The sequence below is a fragment of the Achromobacter sp. FW305-C-13 genome, assembly GCF_058783475.1.
Window position 1 is genome coordinate 893193 of the sequence record NZ_JBYSYN010000003.1, and the last position, 14736, is coordinate 907928.

Here is a 14736-nt window from a genome sequence, read left to right on the forward strand (position 1 = left end):
AATCCACGCCGGGTCAACGAACCCCATAAAAGCATGACGACTGATTTGTTGGACCGCATTCAATCCCCGGCAGACCTCAAGCGCCTGGATCGTCGCGAGCTGAAGAAGCTTGCGGACGAACTGCGCGGCTTCGTGCTGGAGTCGGTATCCAAAACGGGCGGGCACTTGTCGTCCAACCTGGGCACGGTCGAGCTCACGCTGGCGCTGCATCAGGTGTTCGACACGCCGCATGACCGGATCGTCTGGGACGTGGGCCACCAGTCCTACCCGCACAAGATCCTGACAGGACGCCGCGCCGGCATGGCGCGGCTGCGTCAAGAAGGCGGGATCTCGGGCTTTCCCAAACGCAGCGAATCCGAATACGACGCCTTCGGCACCGCACATTCCTCGACGTCCATCTCGGCTGCGCTGGGCATGGCGGTGGCCTCGCGTAACGCCGGCGTGCAGCGCCAGCACATCGCTGTCATCGGCGACGGCGCCATGTCGGCCGGCATGGCGTTCGAGGCCATGAACAATGCGGGCGTCACGCCCAACATCAACCTGCTGGTGATCCTGAACGACAACGACATGTCGATCTCGCCGCCGGTGGGGGCGTTGAACCGCTACCTGGCGCGCCTGATGTCGGGCCGCTTCTACGCTGCGGCCAAGAACGTCGGTCGCGCCGTCCTGCAGCACGTGCCGCCGGTGCTTGAGCTGGCACGTCGTTTCGAAGAGCATGCCAAAGGCATGGTCACGCCGGCCACGCTGTTCGAGGAGTTCGGCTTCAACTACGTCGGCCCCATCGACGGCCACGACCTGGACGCCCTGGTGCCCACCCTGCAGAACCTGAAGGCCCTGCAAGGCCTGCAGTTCCTGCACGTGGTGACCAAAAAGGGGCAGGGCTACAAGCTGGCCGAGGCCGATCCGGTGCTCTATCACGGCCCGGGCAAGTTCGACCCCGCCGTGGGCATCCAGCAATCCAAGGCGCCGGGCAAGCGCACCTTCACCCAGGTGTTCGGTCATTGGCTGTGCGACATGGCCGAGCAGGATCCGCGTCTGGTCGCGGTCACTCCCGCCATGCGCGAAGGCAGCGGGCTGGTGGAATTCGAAAAGCGCTTCCCGCTGCGGTATTTCGACGTGGGCATCGCCGAACAGCATGCCGTGACGTTCGCCGCCGGCATCGCCTGCGAAGGGCAAAAGCCCGTCGTCGCCATCTATTCGACCTTCATGCAGCGCGGCTACGACCAGTTCATTCATGACGTGGCCCTGCAGAACCTGGACGTGACCTTCGCGCTGGACCGTGCAGGCATCGTGGGCGCCGACGGCGCCACCCATGCCGGCAATTACGACACCGCCTTCCTGCGCTGCGTGCCGAACATGGTGGTGGCCACGCCGTCCGACGAAAGCGAAACGCGCCTGTTGCTGTCCACCTGTTATCAGTACCCGGGCCCGGCATCCGTGCGCTATCCGCGCGGCGCGGGTTGTGGCGCCGCGGAAGGTGCTGGCCTGGATACCGTCGAAGTGGGCCGCGGCGTGGTCCGCCGCGAAGGCAAGAAGATCGCCATCCTGGGGTTCGGCACCCTGGTGCCGGCCGCGCTGGCCGCCGCCGACAAGTTGGATGCCACCGTAGCCGACATGCGCTTCGTCAAGCCGATCGACCGTGAACTGATCCTGGATCTGGCGGCCCGGCACGATGCGCTGGTCACGCTGGAAGACGCGTCCATCATGGGCGGCGCGGGCAGCGCCGTGCTGGAAACGCTGAGCGCCGCCGGGGTGCAGATTCCCGTGCTGCAGCTGGGGCTGCCGGACGCCTTCATCGACCATGGCGACCAGTCGGCCTTGCTGGCGGGCATCGGCCTGGATGCCGCCGGCATCGAGCGGTCGATCCGTGCCCGCTACGCCGATCTGCTTGCTTGATCGGCTGCGGGGTTCCGGGCAAAGGCGTCGCTTTTGCCCGGAATATGAAACACACTGTTCTGGCCCCGCTAACCTACGGATAGAAGGGTTTTCCCTGGCGGTTGCCAGGGTTTGGGCGATAATGGCCCTCTCTCAAAGTTTCCTAGGCCGTGCGCGAGCGACTGATTGCCTAGACAGGTAAGCTGAAATGAATTCTCCGATCGACCCCGCCATCGTGATGCCCGACGTCCAGAGTTCGGCGGATACCCGGCACATCCCGATTCAACGCGTGGGCATCCGTGGCGTGCGCCACCCCATGCTGATTGAAAGCGGTGATGGCTCGGCCCAAGGCACCGTTGCCAACTGGACGCTGACCGTGGCGCTGCCGCCCGAAGAAAAGGGGACGCACATGTCCCGCTTCGTGGCGCTGCTGGAAAAGTACCGCAGCACCCCCATGACGCCGACGCTGTTTCGCGCCATGGCTGCCGACATGTTGCCGCTGCTGCATGCCGAACGCGGTGACATCACCGCCGCGTTCCCGTACTTCATCAACAAGTCGGCCCCGATCTCCGGCGTGCAAAGCCTGCTGGACTACGAAGTCCAGTGGATTGCCCGCGCCCAGGGCGACGGCGTGGAATTCGAACTCGTCGTGCAGGTGCCCGTCACCAGCCTCTGTCCGTGTTCGAAGGCCATCTCGGAATACGGTGCGCACAACCAGCGCTCGCATGTCACCGTCTCGGCCATCCTGAGCGACGACATCAGCATGGACGGCGTCATCCGCCTGATCGAAGAAGAAGGCTCGTGCGAACTCTGGGGCCTGCTCAAGCGCCCGGACGAAAAGTACGTGACCGAACGCGCCTACGACAACCCGAAGTTCGTCGAAGACCTGGTGCGCGACGTGGCTGCCCGCTTGAACGCGCACCCCGGTATCGCGCGCTATCGCGTCGAAGCCGAAAACTTCGAATCGATCCACAACCACTCGGCCTACGCCGTCGTGGAAGGTTGAACGTTCCGTGAGCCATCCGGCGGCCAGCGACTGGCCGCTTATCGCGGGGCTGCAAGAATGGGAATCGCGGCTGGCCAATCATCTGGCCGGCCGCGGTCGTTTTGGCGTCGCGCTCTACGAGTTCTTCCGCTTTGGCGTGAAGCAGGCCTGGGCTTGCCTGTTCGGCGGCTTGATGTGCGCACTGCTGCTGGGCACGCACTGGTGGTATCCCAAGGATGCCGCTCTGGCCCGCTACGATTTCCTGACCTTGGCCGCGCTGGGCATCCAGGCCCTGTTGCTGGCGCTGCGCATGGAAACCTGGAGCGAGGCCCGCGTGATCCTGATGTTCCATGTGGTGGGCACCGGCATGGAACTCTTCAAGACGGCGGCGGGATCCTGGATCTACCCCGAGGCCAGCGTGCTGCGCATCGGCGGAGTGCCGCTATTCACGGGCTTCATGTATGCGGCGGTCGGCAGCTACCTGGCCCGGGTATGGCGCCTGTTCGATTTCCGTTTCCGCGCCCATCCCCCGTTGGCGCCCACCGTGGCGCTGTCGGTACTGATCTACGTGAATTTCTTCGCGCACCACTTCATCTTCGATTTCCGATGGGCGCTGTTCGCGGGCACGGCCATATTGTTCGCGCGGACCTGGGTGTATTTCCGGATCTGGCGGGTCTATCGCCGCATGCCGTTGCTGCTGGGTTTCGTGCTGGTGGCCTTGTTCATCTGGTTCGCCGAAAACATCGGCACCTTCGCCAACGCCTGGCGTTACCCGAACCAGTCGCACGTCTGGCAATGGGTGTCGATCGCCAAGCTGGGCTCGTGGTTCCTCTTGATGATCATCAGCTATGTGATGGTCAGCATGGTCAACCGGCCGCGGCAAATCGGTGTTGCCGATCTGCCGCAACCGGCAGGCAAGGGCGCCGAAAATAGCCCGTCCCTTATTTCCTGATCTTCCTCTGGCTTGCGTCAGGCTGCCCGATCGGTGATAATCGAGGGCTTTCTTGCTCGACCGCCCATGGTTTTTGGGTAGCGGGCTGCCCCTTGCGGGCCGACGTCTTAACGTGTTGAAACCCTGAAACGGCGTGATCCGTGGCGGTGGTACGGCGCGACACCCATGATGGAAAGCGCGGGTGCGGGACGGTTGGCCAGCGAGACATCCTCAAGGAGTTTTACTCATGCGTCACTACGAAGTAGTGTTTATCGTTCACCCCGACCAAAGCGAGCAAGTGCCCGCCATGGTCGAACGTTACCAAGCGCTGGTCACGGGCCAAGGCGGCTCGGTTCACCGCCTGGAAGACTGGGGTCGCCGTCAACTGGCCTACCCGATCCAGAAGCTCGTCAAGGCTCACTACGTTTGCCTGAACATCGAGTGCGGCCAAGCCACGCTGGATGAGCTGGAACACTCGTTCCGCTACAACGACGCCGTTCTGCGCCACCTGGTCATCAAGACCAAGAAGGCTCAGTCCACGCCCTCGATCATGATGAAGTCGGTTGAGCGCGAAGAAGCCCGTAAGGCTTCGGCTGAAGCAGCGCCGGCTCAGGCCGAGTAAGCAGGGCTCACGCAGAGCTCACTCGTGAAGTCCCCTCGGTGCCTGGCAGGATGAATAAGCTGGAACTCAGCGCCCGCGTTCTTGAATGCGAGCCTTTGCGCCACACTCCCGCCGGATTGCCAGCGCTGGAAATGTTGCTGGCACACGAATCGGAAGTCATTGAAGCCGGCCTTCCGCGCCGCGTTGAATTGACGATTACCGCCGTGGCACTGGGCGATCTGGCGTTGCTGTTGAAGAACACCGCGTTAGGGTCCGAATTGCTGGTGCAGGGGTTTTTGGCTCCCGCCCGCAAGGACTCGGTGAAGATCAAGCTGCATTTGCAGCAGGCACGCAAGATCAGCGGCAGCGCAGGACGCGATCCGCAGGTGGCTTGAAGGGAATGAGCAAGAGGTGCGAGAGCGCCTTCTGAATACGGATAGGTTATGGGAAGTTTGGCCCGGTTATCGATAACCCCCAAGCCCCCTCAAACATAGAGGCACATATCATGGCTTTCTTCGGAAAACGCAAAGAAAAACGCAAATTCACGCAGCAGAACCCGCTCTTCAAGCGTCGTAAGTTCTGCCGCTTCACCGCAGCCGGCGTCGAAGAGATCGACTACAAGGATCTGGACACCCTGCGCGACTTCGTGCAAGAAAACGGCAAGATCATCCCGGCTCGTCTGACCGGCACCAAGGCAATCTACCAGCGTCAGCTGGACACCGCCATCAAGCGCGCGCGCTTCCTGGCCCTGTTGCCTTACACCGACAACCACAACTAATCCGGGGCACTGAAATGCAAGTTATTCTGCTCGAAAAAGTCGTCAACCTGGGCAACCTGGGTGAAGTCGTTCGCGTGCGTGATGGTTACGCCCGCAACTTCCTGATTCCCCAGCGCAAGGCTCGTCGTGCTACCGACGCCGCGCTGAAGGAATTCGAAGCTCGCCGCGCCGAGCTGGAAAAGGTCCAGGCTGAAAAGCTGGCCGCCGCCCAAGCTCTGGGCGAGCGCGTCTCCGGCTTCCAGCTGAAGATCGCTCAGAAGGCTGGTGTTGACGGCCGCCTGTTCGGTTCGGTCACCAATGCCGACATCGCCGACGCGCTGAAGAAGGCCGGTTTCGAAGGCATTGAAAAGGCGCAAGTGCGTCTGCCCAATGGCCAGCTGAAGTCGATCGGCGAGTTCCCGATCCAGGTCGCCCTGCACGCCGACGTTCTCGTCGACGTCACGGTCCTGGTTGAAGGCGAACTGTCCTAAGCCGGTACCCGCAGTACAAAGAAGCCGGCCCGCGCGCCGGCTTTTTTTCTTTTTGCCCCGCCGTCATTGCGTGTAGCCTTTCGGGCATTGCGCAAGAAGCGCGCCATTGTCTTGTACCGAGGACCCTTTGACTCAGCCGCCCGTTCATCACAACGCGCCGCCCGGCCTGCGCGCCTGGCTCGACAGCGTGGATGCCTCGCGTGAACCCTCCGTGCGGGACGTGACGATCGATGGCGTACGCTGCATCATCAAGCGCCGCCGCCCGAGCTTTGGCCGCGGCGTCGCCTATGCGCTGCGCTACGTCCGGGCCTTTCTGCTGGGCGTGGGCTGCAAGCTGTTCCTGGGCGAATTTCCGCGCCCCGGCGTGCTGCTGCGCAACGGCCTGACGCACGAGGCCCAGCGCCTGGCGATGCTGTTGCAGGCCGGTTGCCGGGTGCCCGAAGTGTGGTGGCAAGAGCAAGGCCTGCTGGTCCTGGAATACGTGGGCGAAGACCTGGCCGACCTGATCCGCAACGAGGATTCCACCTCGCAGCTGTGGCTCACCCGTGCGGCTGCCACCGACCTGGCGGCGTTCCACGCCCGCGGCATGTGGCATGGCGGCGCGCAGATCCGCAACGTCACGCTGCGCGATGGCGAGCTGTGGCGCATTGATTTCGAAGAGAACATCGGGTCCACGTTGTCCCGGCCGCTGGCCCAGGCGTACGATCTGTTCCAGATGCTGGCCTCGCTGGTGTCTTTGCGTAAGTTGCCCGACGATGTGGCCCTGGCCCTGGGTAAACTGGCGCTTGACGTCTACCTCGAGAGCAACCCCGACCCCGAGGTCAAAGCCCGCCTGACGCGCCTGGCGCGCGTCCTGTGCGGCGTGGCGACGCCCTTGCGGCCCCTGTTGCGCCGTTTGCCGTCGCGCGACATCCAAGGCTTTTTCCGCGCTGCCGATATCTTGCAGCCGTTACTATTGAAGTTATGAACACACCTGCCGATCCCCAGCTTGAATACCTGCGCGTTCCTCCCCATTCCATTGAGGCGGAGCAGTCGGTGCTGGGCGGCCTGCTGCTGGACAACACCGCGTGGGACCGCATCGCCGACGTGCTGGTCGAAGAAGACTTCTACCGCCATGACCACCGGCTGATCTGGCACCACATTGCACGGCTCATCGGGCTGGCGCGCCCCGCAGACGTCATCACGGTCAATGAATCGCTGATCAGCGCCGGCAAGGCCGAAGATTCCGGCGGCCTGGCGTATTTGAACGCGCTGGCGCACAACACGCCGTCGGCCGCGAACATCCGCCGCTACGCGGAAATCGTGCGCGAGCGCGCCATGTTGCGCAAGCTGGTGTCGATCGCCGACGAGATCTCTTCGGCAGCGTTGAATCCGCAGGGCAAGGAAGCGCGCCAACTGCTGGACGAAGCGGAATCCAAGGTGTTCAAGATCGCCCAGGAAGGCTCGCGCGGCGCTGCGGGCTTCCAGGAGATCCAGCCGCTGCTGACGCAGGTCGTCGAGCGCATCGACGAGCTCTACCACCGCGAAGGCAGTTCGGACGTCACTGGCGTGCCCACGGGCTTCACCGACCTGGACAAGATGACATCCGGCATGCAGGGCGGCGACCTCATCATCGTGGCCGGCCGCCCGTCCATGGGCAAGACCTCGTTCTCAATGAACATCGGTGAACACGTGGCCATCGAGCAGGGCCTGCCCGTTGCCGTGTTCTCGATGGAAATGGGCGCGGTGCAGTTGGCGATGCGTATGCTGGGGTCGGTCGGCCTGCTGGACCAGCACCGCATGCGTACCGGCAAGCTCATCGCCGACGACTGGCCCCGCGTGACGCACGCGGTGCAGCTCATGCAGGACGCGCAGGTCTACATCGACGAGACGCCGGCGTTGAGCCCGATGGAAGTGCGCGCGCGCACGCGCCGCCTGGCCCGCCAATGCGGCCAGCTGGGCCTGATCATCATCGACTACCTGCAACTGATGTCAGGCAACGGCTCCGGTGAAAACCGGGCGACCGAAGTGTCGGAAATCAGCCGCTCGCTCAAGGGCCTGGCCAAGGAACTGAACTGCCCGCTGATCGCGTTGTCGCAGCTGAACCGAAGCCTGGAGCAGCGCCCCAACAAACGCCCCGTGATGAGCGATCTGCGCGAATCCGGCGCTATCGAACAGGACGCAGACGTGATCCTGTTCATCTACCGCGACGAGGTCTACAACCCCGATTCGCCGGATAAGGGCACGGCCGAGATCATCATCGGCAAGCAGCGTAACGGGCCGATCGGCACGGTGCGCCTGACGTTCCAGGGCTCCAGCACGCGCTTCTTGAACTTCTCGGGCGCGCAACCTCGCGACATGTACTGACGCGCCGACGGCGCCCCAAAAAAAACCGCGCTACGGCGCGGTTTTTTTATGCTGCGGCAAGGCTTCAGCCGTCGGCTTCCGGGCGCTTGCCGTAGCGGGCAGCCAGGACGCCGCATACCATCAACTGGATCTGGTGGAACAGCATCAGGGGCAGCACGATGGCGCCGACCGCATGGCCGGCGAACAGCACCTGCGCCATCGGGATGCCGCTGGCCAGGCTCTTTTTCGACCCGCAGAAGAGCAGGGTGATGCGGTCTTCCACATTGAAGCCCAGCAGCTTGCCGGCCACTGCCGACAGGCCCAACGCCAGCGCCAGGATCACGGCGCAGCACACCACGAGGCCGACGAGCGCGGGGATGGGCGTGGTGCTCCACAGGCCTTCATTGATGGCCTCGGAGAACGCCGTGTAGACGACCAGCAGGATCGAGCCCTGGTCGACGAACTTCAGCATCGCCTTGCGCTTGTGCACCCAGGCGCCGATCCAGCGGCGGGCGAACTGGCCCAGCACGAAGGGCAGCAGCAGTTGCAGCATGATCTTGCCGACCGCGTCGAACGAGATCGGCGCGCTGCCGGCGTTGGCCACGACCGTGCCCACCAGCAGCGGGGTCAGGAAGATGCCCAGCAGGCTGGAGGCCGACGCGCTGCACACGGCGGCGGGCACGTTGCCGCGCGCCATGGACGTGAACGCGATGGCGGACTGCACCGTGGCCGGCAGGCAGCACAGGAACAGGATGCCCAGGTACAGCTCGGGCGTCACCAGCGGTTCCAGTACCGGCTTGAGGGCCAGGCCCAGCAGCGGAAACATCAGGAACGTGGCCGAGAAGATCGTCAGGTGCAGCTTCCAGTGCGTCAAGCCCGCGATGATGGCCTCGCGGGACAGGCGCGCCCCGTGCAGGAAGAACAGGAGGCCGACGGCGATGTTGGTGATCCAGCCGAATATCACGACGCCTTGCCCGTGCGCGGGCACGATGCTGGCGATGATGACGGTGCAGATCAGGTAGAGGGTGAAGCGGTCGGGCAGAAGGCGGGCAAGGCGTGACATGGAGGGGTAAAGGGCAAGTCGGAAAAGCGGCGGCGCGCGAAGGGGCGCCGGAAACGGGGCGTATTGTAGTCCCGTGTCCGCTCAGGCCCTAGGGGCCGTTGCCATTGAGCTGTGCCTAGCCCTGGTCCTGGGGCGTCATGGCCAGCGCCAGATCGAAAGCGGCGACCAGCGAAGCCTGGTCGGCCACGCCGCGGCCGGCGATGTCGAAAGCGGTGCCGTGGTCGACGCTGGTGCGCACGAAAGGCAGGCCCACCGTGACGTTCACGCCATGGTCCAGCCCCAGGTACTTGACCGGGATCAGGCCCTGGTCGTGGTATTGCGCCACGACGATGTCGAATTCGCCCCGGCGGGCGCGCATGAAGATGGTGTCGCCGGGCCACGGGCCGCTGGCGTCGATGCCTTCGGCGCGCGCGCGGGATATGGCGGGTTCGATGATGTCGATGTCTTCACGGCCGAACTTGCCGCCTTCGCCGGCATGCGGGTTCAGGCCTGCCACCGCCACCCGGGGCTTTTCGATGCCCATCTGCCGGCAGGCGCGGTCGGCCAGCCGCATGGCGGTCAGTTCAGCGTCGGGCGTGATGCGGGCGATGACGTCCGCCAGCGCCACGTGGATGGTGACCAGCAGCACGCGCAGTTCGTCGTTGGCCAACATCATGGCGAAGTCCTGCGTGGCCGAACGCTCGGCCAGGATCTCGGTATGGCCGGGGTAGTCGATGCCCGCTTCGTGCATGGACTTCTTGTTCAGCGGCGCCGTGACGATCGCCCGGATACGGCCGGCCTGCGCGTCGTCGATGGCGGCGCACACGTAGTCATAGGCGCCCCGTCCGGCGGCGGCGCTGATCTGCCCGGCAGGCAGGTCGGCGGGCAGCGCCGGGCTACAGGCGATGACGTTGATGCGGCCGGCATCCAACCGGGCCTCGCCCACGTCGGGCACTTCAACGATGTCCAGGCGCGCGCCCAGTTGGGCTGCGGCGCGGCGCAATGCACCGGTGTCGCCATACACCACGCAAGGCGCGTTCAGGCCTTGCGCATAGGCTTTGACGACGATTTCGGGGCCGATGCCGGCGGCATCGCCCATGGTGATTCCCACGGGCAGGAGAGCGTTCACGATGCTTTGTCTTTAGGAGGATCGATGACGCCGCATTCGAACGTGACCGTCGCACGCTTGGAGCCCAGGCCCGTCGCATGGTTGGACGTCACCTTCGGCTTCTGCAGCTTGCGGCCGATGGATTGGCAATACTGGTCGGCGCGTTGCAGCGTCTGGTTCTTCAGCTCAACCCAGGTCAGCAGCTGCGTGCCCGAACTGTACGTGACGCTGTACGTGTTCTTGTCGACGGACGTGACCTCGCTCATGCTGGAGCAGGCAGCAAGCAAGGTCAGCAGGGCGGCGGCGGGGGCAAGGCGTGCAAGCATGGGTCGTCCAGGAATCTCGTTATCCGCCATTACAACACTATGTCGGGCCGCGAGAAAAGGCGGGGGCACGAGGCCGGCGCGTCAGGGCGCGGCGACCGCGCTGCGTCGGTCCACTTTACGGCTCAGGACGATCGACGTCTGCGTCTGCTTGACGCCATCGATCAGGCCGATGCGGTCCAGCAGTTCGTCCAGCTGCTCGTGGGTTTCGCAACGCAGGAAGATCAGATAGTCGTACGGGCCGCTGACGGAAGACACTTCCTCCACTTCCGGCATGCGCTCCAGCTCGCGGATGACGGCGGCGGGCGTCTTGGGCAACACGCTGATGAAACAGTACGCGCGCACGGCCGCCTCTTCCAGCAGGCGGCCCAGGCGCACGCCATAGCCCGAGACGATGTGCTCGCGTTCCAGCCGGGCGATGCGAGCCACCACCGTGGTGCGGGCCAGCCCCAGCTTGCGCGCCAGGATGGCAGCGGGTTCCCGCGCGTTGGCGGAAAGCAGGCTGAGCAGTTGCCGGTCGATGGCGTCGAGTCGTTCGTTCATGCGGTGGGCACAGGGCGGGAAGGAGAGTGCCGACGGTACAGGCGCCGGCATGCCCGCGTCAATGCGCGTCGACAGGCGCCAGGGCGGGACGTGCGGCCTAGCCGTCGGATTCCGGCGGTATCCCGCCATGATAGATGCGGCCGTCGAACTCGAAGCGGGTGATTGTTTTGTGCGCGGCGTCAAAGATGCGGTCGCGGCTGGCGGCGTCCAGCCCGTCGTGATCGGCAAAGCGGAAGCGGCACAGGTCGATGTCGCTGTCGTAGAACACGGTGTGCACGAAGCGGCTGACGTCGGACTCGTGGGCGAAATGCGCGAACTCGCGCAACTGCTCCATTTCGTGGAAGGCGCCGTTGCGGCTGACGAGCAGCATGCCGAATTTGCGCTCCTCGTCGGGCTCCGGCTCCGGCGCGGGCGGCGCCTCGCCGGCCAGCGGGTCTTCGTAGTCGAAATGGGCGCCGGCCTCGCGCATGGCGGCCAGCACCTTCTGCCAGTCCTGCTCGTCCAGCGTCAAGCGGGCCATCATATAGAACAGACGCTGCCGGCCCAGTTGGCGGGGCTCGGGGCCGCCGGCATAGCTGGGCCACGGGGTGGCCGCGTCCAGTCCGGCTAGTTCCGCCATGCGTGCGTCGCTGTAGCCCAGGCGGTCCTGCAGCCGTTGCAGGGACTGGGCGTCCGGGGGGGCGTAATGCTGGATCGTCTTCATGAGCGCGCTCCGGTGGCCCGGGGCGCCGTGGATAGGGCCGGGGGCGTGCGCCGCGATGCCCTTGCGGCTACGCTTGATGCTAGCGCGGCGCGTGGCGCTTGCCTAGCGCCGGCTCGGCTGGCGGGCGCCATGCTAGGATTTGCGCCGATTATCAATGCCAGGAGGCTACACATGGACATCCAGGAACAAATCGCCGTCATCGTGCACACCATTTCGCATCAGGGCGGCCGCATCGATGCGCTGAATTCGACCTTGCTGTCGATGCTGCATCTGGTCAAGGCCTCGCCGGGGCTGCGCGAAGCGATCGAGGCGCAGCTGGAGCAGAACTATTCCAGCCTGCTGGCCCGCTCCGAAAATCCGCAGTACGTGGCGGGTTTCGAAAGCGTGCGCGACATGATCGCGACCGCATTGAAGTAGGGCGTCGCAAGCAGGAAGTTACCCACAGCTTCTGTGGACAAGCCTTGGGATAGTGCGGGCATAGATCCGCAATTTCCTTTAATTACAAGGACTTGGAAGGGGCGGTCAAAGGTGGCTCCTTTTGCGCTTTTCGGGCGCCTGTTTCAATGTCCTACGCGGGACGCCGCAAGCCGGGTAATATGCGGCCCCATGCGGAATCAGTATCGATTGGAACCCCGGGGCCCGGCCATGTTGGCCCGTGTCTCGGAAGCGGCAAAGCTGGCGGCGTTCGACCCCGGCAAACTCACTCCCGAAGCGCGCCAGAGCTGGGAGCGCATGGGGCATGGCTTCAAGGCCTGGCACGACTTCGACCAGCGCCATCCCATCCTGCGCCGCCTGGCGCTGCTGCCGCTGATCGGCGGCTGGTACCGCAAGGCTCGGCGGCGGCACGTGCTGCACGCAAGCGGCCGCGTCGTCTGTTGACGGCGGCTTAACGTCTGAGCCTGGCGATCAGGTGATACGCCAGCCCGATCACCACGCCGATCACGGCGGCCACCGCCAGCTTGGTTTCCACGCCGTGCAGGCGTCCCAGCAGGGATTCGATGGTTTGCCCGAAGGCGTAGCCCAGCAGGCTGAAACACACCGCCCAGATCACCGCTGCAATTGCGTTCAACACCAAAAAGCGCAGCGGCGGTACGCGCGACATGCCCAATGCCACCGGGCCGACGGTACGCAGGCCATACAGGAAGCGCAGGCTCAGGATGAAGCCGTGCGGGTAGCGGTCGACCAGGGCCAGGGCGCGTTCGAAGGCGGGCTTTTCGCGGATGCGCCGCACCAGCCGGTGGTCGCGATAGCGGCGGCCCAGAAAGAACAGCAACTGGTCGGCTACGAAGGAACCGGCGAAGGCGCACAGCATCACGTAGGGCAGATGCAGCAGATGCTGGTGCGCCAGGAAACCGGCGAACACCACCACGCTTTCGCCTTCGAGGAAGGTGCCGCCGAGTACAGCCCATAAGCCGTAGTCGACGATGAACTGGTGCAGTGCCGGATTCATCCCGCGCGCTCGCCGACGATGCGTGCCAAGGTCTGCAACGCGCGAGAGATTTCGGGTGTGGTGCGCTGGCCGCAGCTGATCCGCAGGAAGTGGTTGTAGCGCGTGCCGTTAGAGAACATCGCGCCGGGCGCGACTCGGATGCCCTCTTGCAACGCGGCCTCGAAGACCTCCATGCCCGACCGGCCGCCGGGCATCTCTACCCACAGCAGCATGCCGCCTTGCGGCACGCTCAGGCGGGTGCCGCGAGGGAAGTGCGCGGCGATGGCTTCGGCCGTCTGGTCGCGCTGGACCTTCAATTGCCGGCGCAGCCGCGCCAAGTGCCGGTCATAGGCGCGCGACCCCATGAATTCGGCCACGGCGATCTGCGCCAAGGGTTCGTTGGGGCGGCTTTGCGCAAACTTCAGCATGGCGATGCGGGCCTTCCAGCGGCCCCCCAGCAACCAGCCCAGGCGCATGCCGGGCGCCAGGGTCTTGTGCATGGACGAGCAATAGATGACGTTGCCGGTCGCGTCCCAGGATTTGGCCGCGGCCAGCGGCGTGTCGTCGTCGGTCAGCGCGCCATAGGTGTCGTCTTCGATCAGCGGCACTTGCTGGCGTTCGCACAGCGCCACCAGACGGGCCTTTTCGGCATCGGGCATCACGCAACCCAGCGGGTTCTGGAAATTGGGCACCACCACGACCGCACGGATGTTTCCGTGCGTCTGGAATGCCAGGTCCAGCGCCTCGATGGACAGGCCGTTCTGCGGACTGGTGGGAATCTCAAGCGCCCGCATGCCCAGGCTTTCCAGGATCTGCAGCAGGCCGAAGTAGGTCGGCGATTCGACGGCGATGGTGTCGCCAGGCCGGGCGACCGCGCGCAGCGCCAGGTTCAGGGCTTCGATGCAGCCGTGCGTGACGATGACGTCGTCGGGCGTGGCATTGATGCCGTTGGCCAGTGCCCGGCGCGCCAGTACCGTGCGCAGCTCCGGGTGGCCCTGCGGCGGAACGGGGCTGACCAGCACCTGCGGCGTCATACGCAGGGCGCGCGTCATCGCTTGCTTGAGCTCTTCCATCGGATAGGCCTCGGGCACGGCCGCGGCCAGCGCGAAATTGGCGCTGACGGGATGGGCTTCGCACTTGGCGATGAAGTCCGAGACGCGGTCATGAATACCTACGTATTGCGCCGCCCCTAGCGTCTGCCGGATGTCGGGCTCGTTGACCGGGGGAATGCTGTTGCGCCGAGGGTGCAGGACGAAATAGCCCGAACGGGGCCGGGCTTCGATCAGCCCGTCGTCTTCCAGCTGGCGGCAGGCTTGCAGCGCGGTGGACAGGCTGACGTGATGGGTGCGCACCAGCGTGCGCACCGAGGGCATGCGCTGGGCCGGAGCCAGCACGCCCGTCTGGATGGCGCGCCGGTAATGGTTCGCCAGGCGTAGGTACAGCGGTTGTGGGTCCATGCGCCGATCATGCTCCCCGAGGTTGGAATGAGGGTAGGCACAGATTGATGAAAAGTACACCATAACAGCGCCAAAATCGAGCATCTGCATCGGTACAGAAAGGTTCGGAGTGTGGCTGTTGCGCAAAGCAGGGCGCGCGTAGCCTGTGATGGTCCGACTGGAGATC

General features: G+C 64.7%; 18 protein-coding genes. 11 read left to right on the forward strand and 7 right to left on the reverse strand.

Annotation, left to right across the window (positions count from 1 at the left end; translation table 11 throughout):
- Positions 1–33: 33 nt before the first annotated feature.
- The 9 genes from dxs (at position 34) to AC3WMU_RS23025 (ending at position 7986) form a co-directional block, all read left to right on the forward strand.
- On the forward strand, positions 34–1896 hold the full coding sequence (dxs, locus tag AC3WMU_RS22985; RefSeq protein WP_006225053.1) for a 1-deoxy-D-xylulose-5-phosphate synthase: 1863 nt from the start codon (positions 34–36) through the stop codon (positions 1894–1896).
- 187 nt (positions 1897–2083) lie between these two features.
- Complete coding sequence (gene folE2 / locus AC3WMU_RS22990) at positions 2084–2881, forward strand: GTP cyclohydrolase FolE2 (RefSeq protein ID WP_006225052.1); 798 nt, start codon at positions 2084–2086, stop codon at positions 2879–2881.
- A 7-nt stretch (positions 2882–2888) separates the two neighbouring features.
- Complete coding sequence (locus tag AC3WMU_RS22995) at positions 2889–3812, forward strand: DUF817 domain-containing protein (RefSeq protein ID WP_006225051.1); 924 nt, start codon at positions 2889–2891, stop codon at positions 3810–3812.
- 226 nt (positions 3813–4038) lie between these two features.
- The gene (gene rpsF, locus AC3WMU_RS23000) at positions 4039–4413 is read left to right on the forward strand and encodes a 30S ribosomal protein S6 (protein ID WP_006225050.1); all 375 of its coding nucleotides are present in this window, start codon (positions 4039–4041) and stop codon (positions 4411–4413) included.
- A 50-nt stretch (positions 4414–4463) separates the two neighbouring features.
- Positions 4464–4787 carry a primosomal replication protein N gene (gene priB, locus AC3WMU_RS23005; RefSeq protein ID WP_006225049.1) on the forward strand — a complete coding sequence of 108 codons (324 nt, stop codon included), beginning with the start codon at positions 4464–4466 and terminating at the stop codon, positions 4785–4787.
- A gap of 110 nt (positions 4788–4897) precedes the next feature.
- Complete coding sequence (gene rpsR / locus AC3WMU_RS23010) at positions 4898–5170, forward strand: 30S ribosomal protein S18 (RefSeq protein ID WP_006218308.1); 273 nt, start codon at positions 4898–4900, stop codon at positions 5168–5170.
- A 14-nt stretch (positions 5171–5184) separates the two neighbouring features.
- Positions 5185–5640 carry a 50S ribosomal protein L9 gene (gene rplI, locus AC3WMU_RS23015; RefSeq protein ID WP_006225048.1) on the forward strand — a complete coding sequence of 152 codons (456 nt, stop codon included), beginning with the start codon at positions 5185–5187 and terminating at the stop codon, positions 5638–5640.
- A gap of 127 nt (positions 5641–5767) precedes the next feature.
- The gene (locus AC3WMU_RS23020; RefSeq protein ID WP_006225047.1) at positions 5768–6607 is read left to right on the forward strand and encodes a BUD32 family EKC/KEOPS complex subunit; all 840 of its coding nucleotides are present in this window, start codon (positions 5768–5770) and stop codon (positions 6605–6607) included.
- Positions 6604–7986, forward strand: a complete 1383-nt coding sequence (locus AC3WMU_RS23025) for a replicative DNA helicase (RefSeq protein WP_006218311.1) — start codon at positions 6604–6606, stop codon at positions 7984–7986. Before AC3WMU_RS23020 ends, AC3WMU_RS23025 begins: the two co-directional genes overlap by 4 nt.
- Positions 7987–8050: 64 nt before the next feature.
- Here the strand turns inward: AC3WMU_RS23025 and AC3WMU_RS23030 are convergent, their stop codons facing one another.
- The 5 genes from AC3WMU_RS23030 to AC3WMU_RS23050 all read right to left on the reverse strand — a co-directional run bounded on the left by AC3WMU_RS23030 (position 8051) and on the right by AC3WMU_RS23050 (position 11684).
- Positions 8051–9028 (reverse strand): bile acid:sodium symporter family protein, encoded by a 978-nt coding sequence (locus AC3WMU_RS23030; RefSeq protein WP_006225046.1) that lies wholly within the window; start codon positions 9026–9028, stop codon positions 8051–8053.
- 115 nt (positions 9029–9143) lie between these two features.
- The gene (gene pdxA, locus AC3WMU_RS23035; protein ID WP_280025320.1) at positions 9144–10136 is read right to left on the reverse strand and encodes a 4-hydroxythreonine-4-phosphate dehydrogenase PdxA; all 993 of its coding nucleotides are present in this window, start codon (positions 10134–10136) and stop codon (positions 9144–9146) included.
- Positions 10133–10441 (reverse strand): hypothetical protein, encoded by a 309-nt coding sequence (locus AC3WMU_RS23040; protein ID WP_006225044.1) that lies wholly within the window; start codon positions 10439–10441, stop codon positions 10133–10135. Before AC3WMU_RS23040 ends, pdxA begins: the two co-directional genes overlap by 4 nt.
- An 81-nt stretch (positions 10442–10522) precedes the next feature.
- Positions 10523–10981: an Lrp/AsnC family transcriptional regulator gene (locus AC3WMU_RS23045; protein WP_006225043.1), complete on the reverse strand. Its 459-nt coding sequence runs from the start codon at positions 10979–10981 to the stop codon at positions 10523–10525.
- 97 nt (positions 10982–11078) lie between these two features.
- Positions 11079–11684: a hypothetical protein gene (locus AC3WMU_RS23050; RefSeq protein ID WP_006225042.1), complete on the reverse strand. Its 606-nt coding sequence runs from the start codon at positions 11682–11684 to the stop codon at positions 11079–11081.
- A 171-nt stretch (positions 11685–11855) separates the two neighbouring features.
- Between AC3WMU_RS23050 and AC3WMU_RS23055 the strand changes: the two genes are divergently transcribed.
- Together AC3WMU_RS23055 and AC3WMU_RS23060 are read left to right on the forward strand one after the other, a co-directional pair.
- The gene (locus tag AC3WMU_RS23055) at positions 11856–12101 is read left to right on the forward strand and encodes a hypothetical protein (RefSeq protein WP_006225041.1); all 246 of its coding nucleotides are present in this window, start codon (positions 11856–11858) and stop codon (positions 12099–12101) included.
- A gap of 228 nt (positions 12102–12329) precedes the next feature.
- Complete coding sequence (locus AC3WMU_RS23060) at positions 12330–12563, forward strand: hypothetical protein (RefSeq protein ID WP_006225040.1); 234 nt, start codon at positions 12330–12332, stop codon at positions 12561–12563.
- A gap of 7 nt (positions 12564–12570) precedes the next feature.
- Here AC3WMU_RS23060 and AC3WMU_RS23065 read toward each other — a convergent pair whose 3' ends face one another.
- Both AC3WMU_RS23065 and AC3WMU_RS23070 read right to left on the reverse strand, forming a co-directional pair.
- On the reverse strand, positions 12571–13134 hold the full coding sequence (locus AC3WMU_RS23065; protein ID WP_006225039.1) for a DedA family protein: 564 nt from the start codon (positions 13132–13134) through the stop codon (positions 12571–12573).
- Complete coding sequence (locus AC3WMU_RS23070) at positions 13131–14570, reverse strand: aminotransferase-like domain-containing protein (RefSeq protein ID WP_315135105.1); 1440 nt, start codon at positions 14568–14570, stop codon at positions 13131–13133. Before AC3WMU_RS23070 ends, AC3WMU_RS23065 begins: the two co-directional genes overlap by 4 nt.
- Positions 14571–14736: the final 166 nt, after the last annotated feature.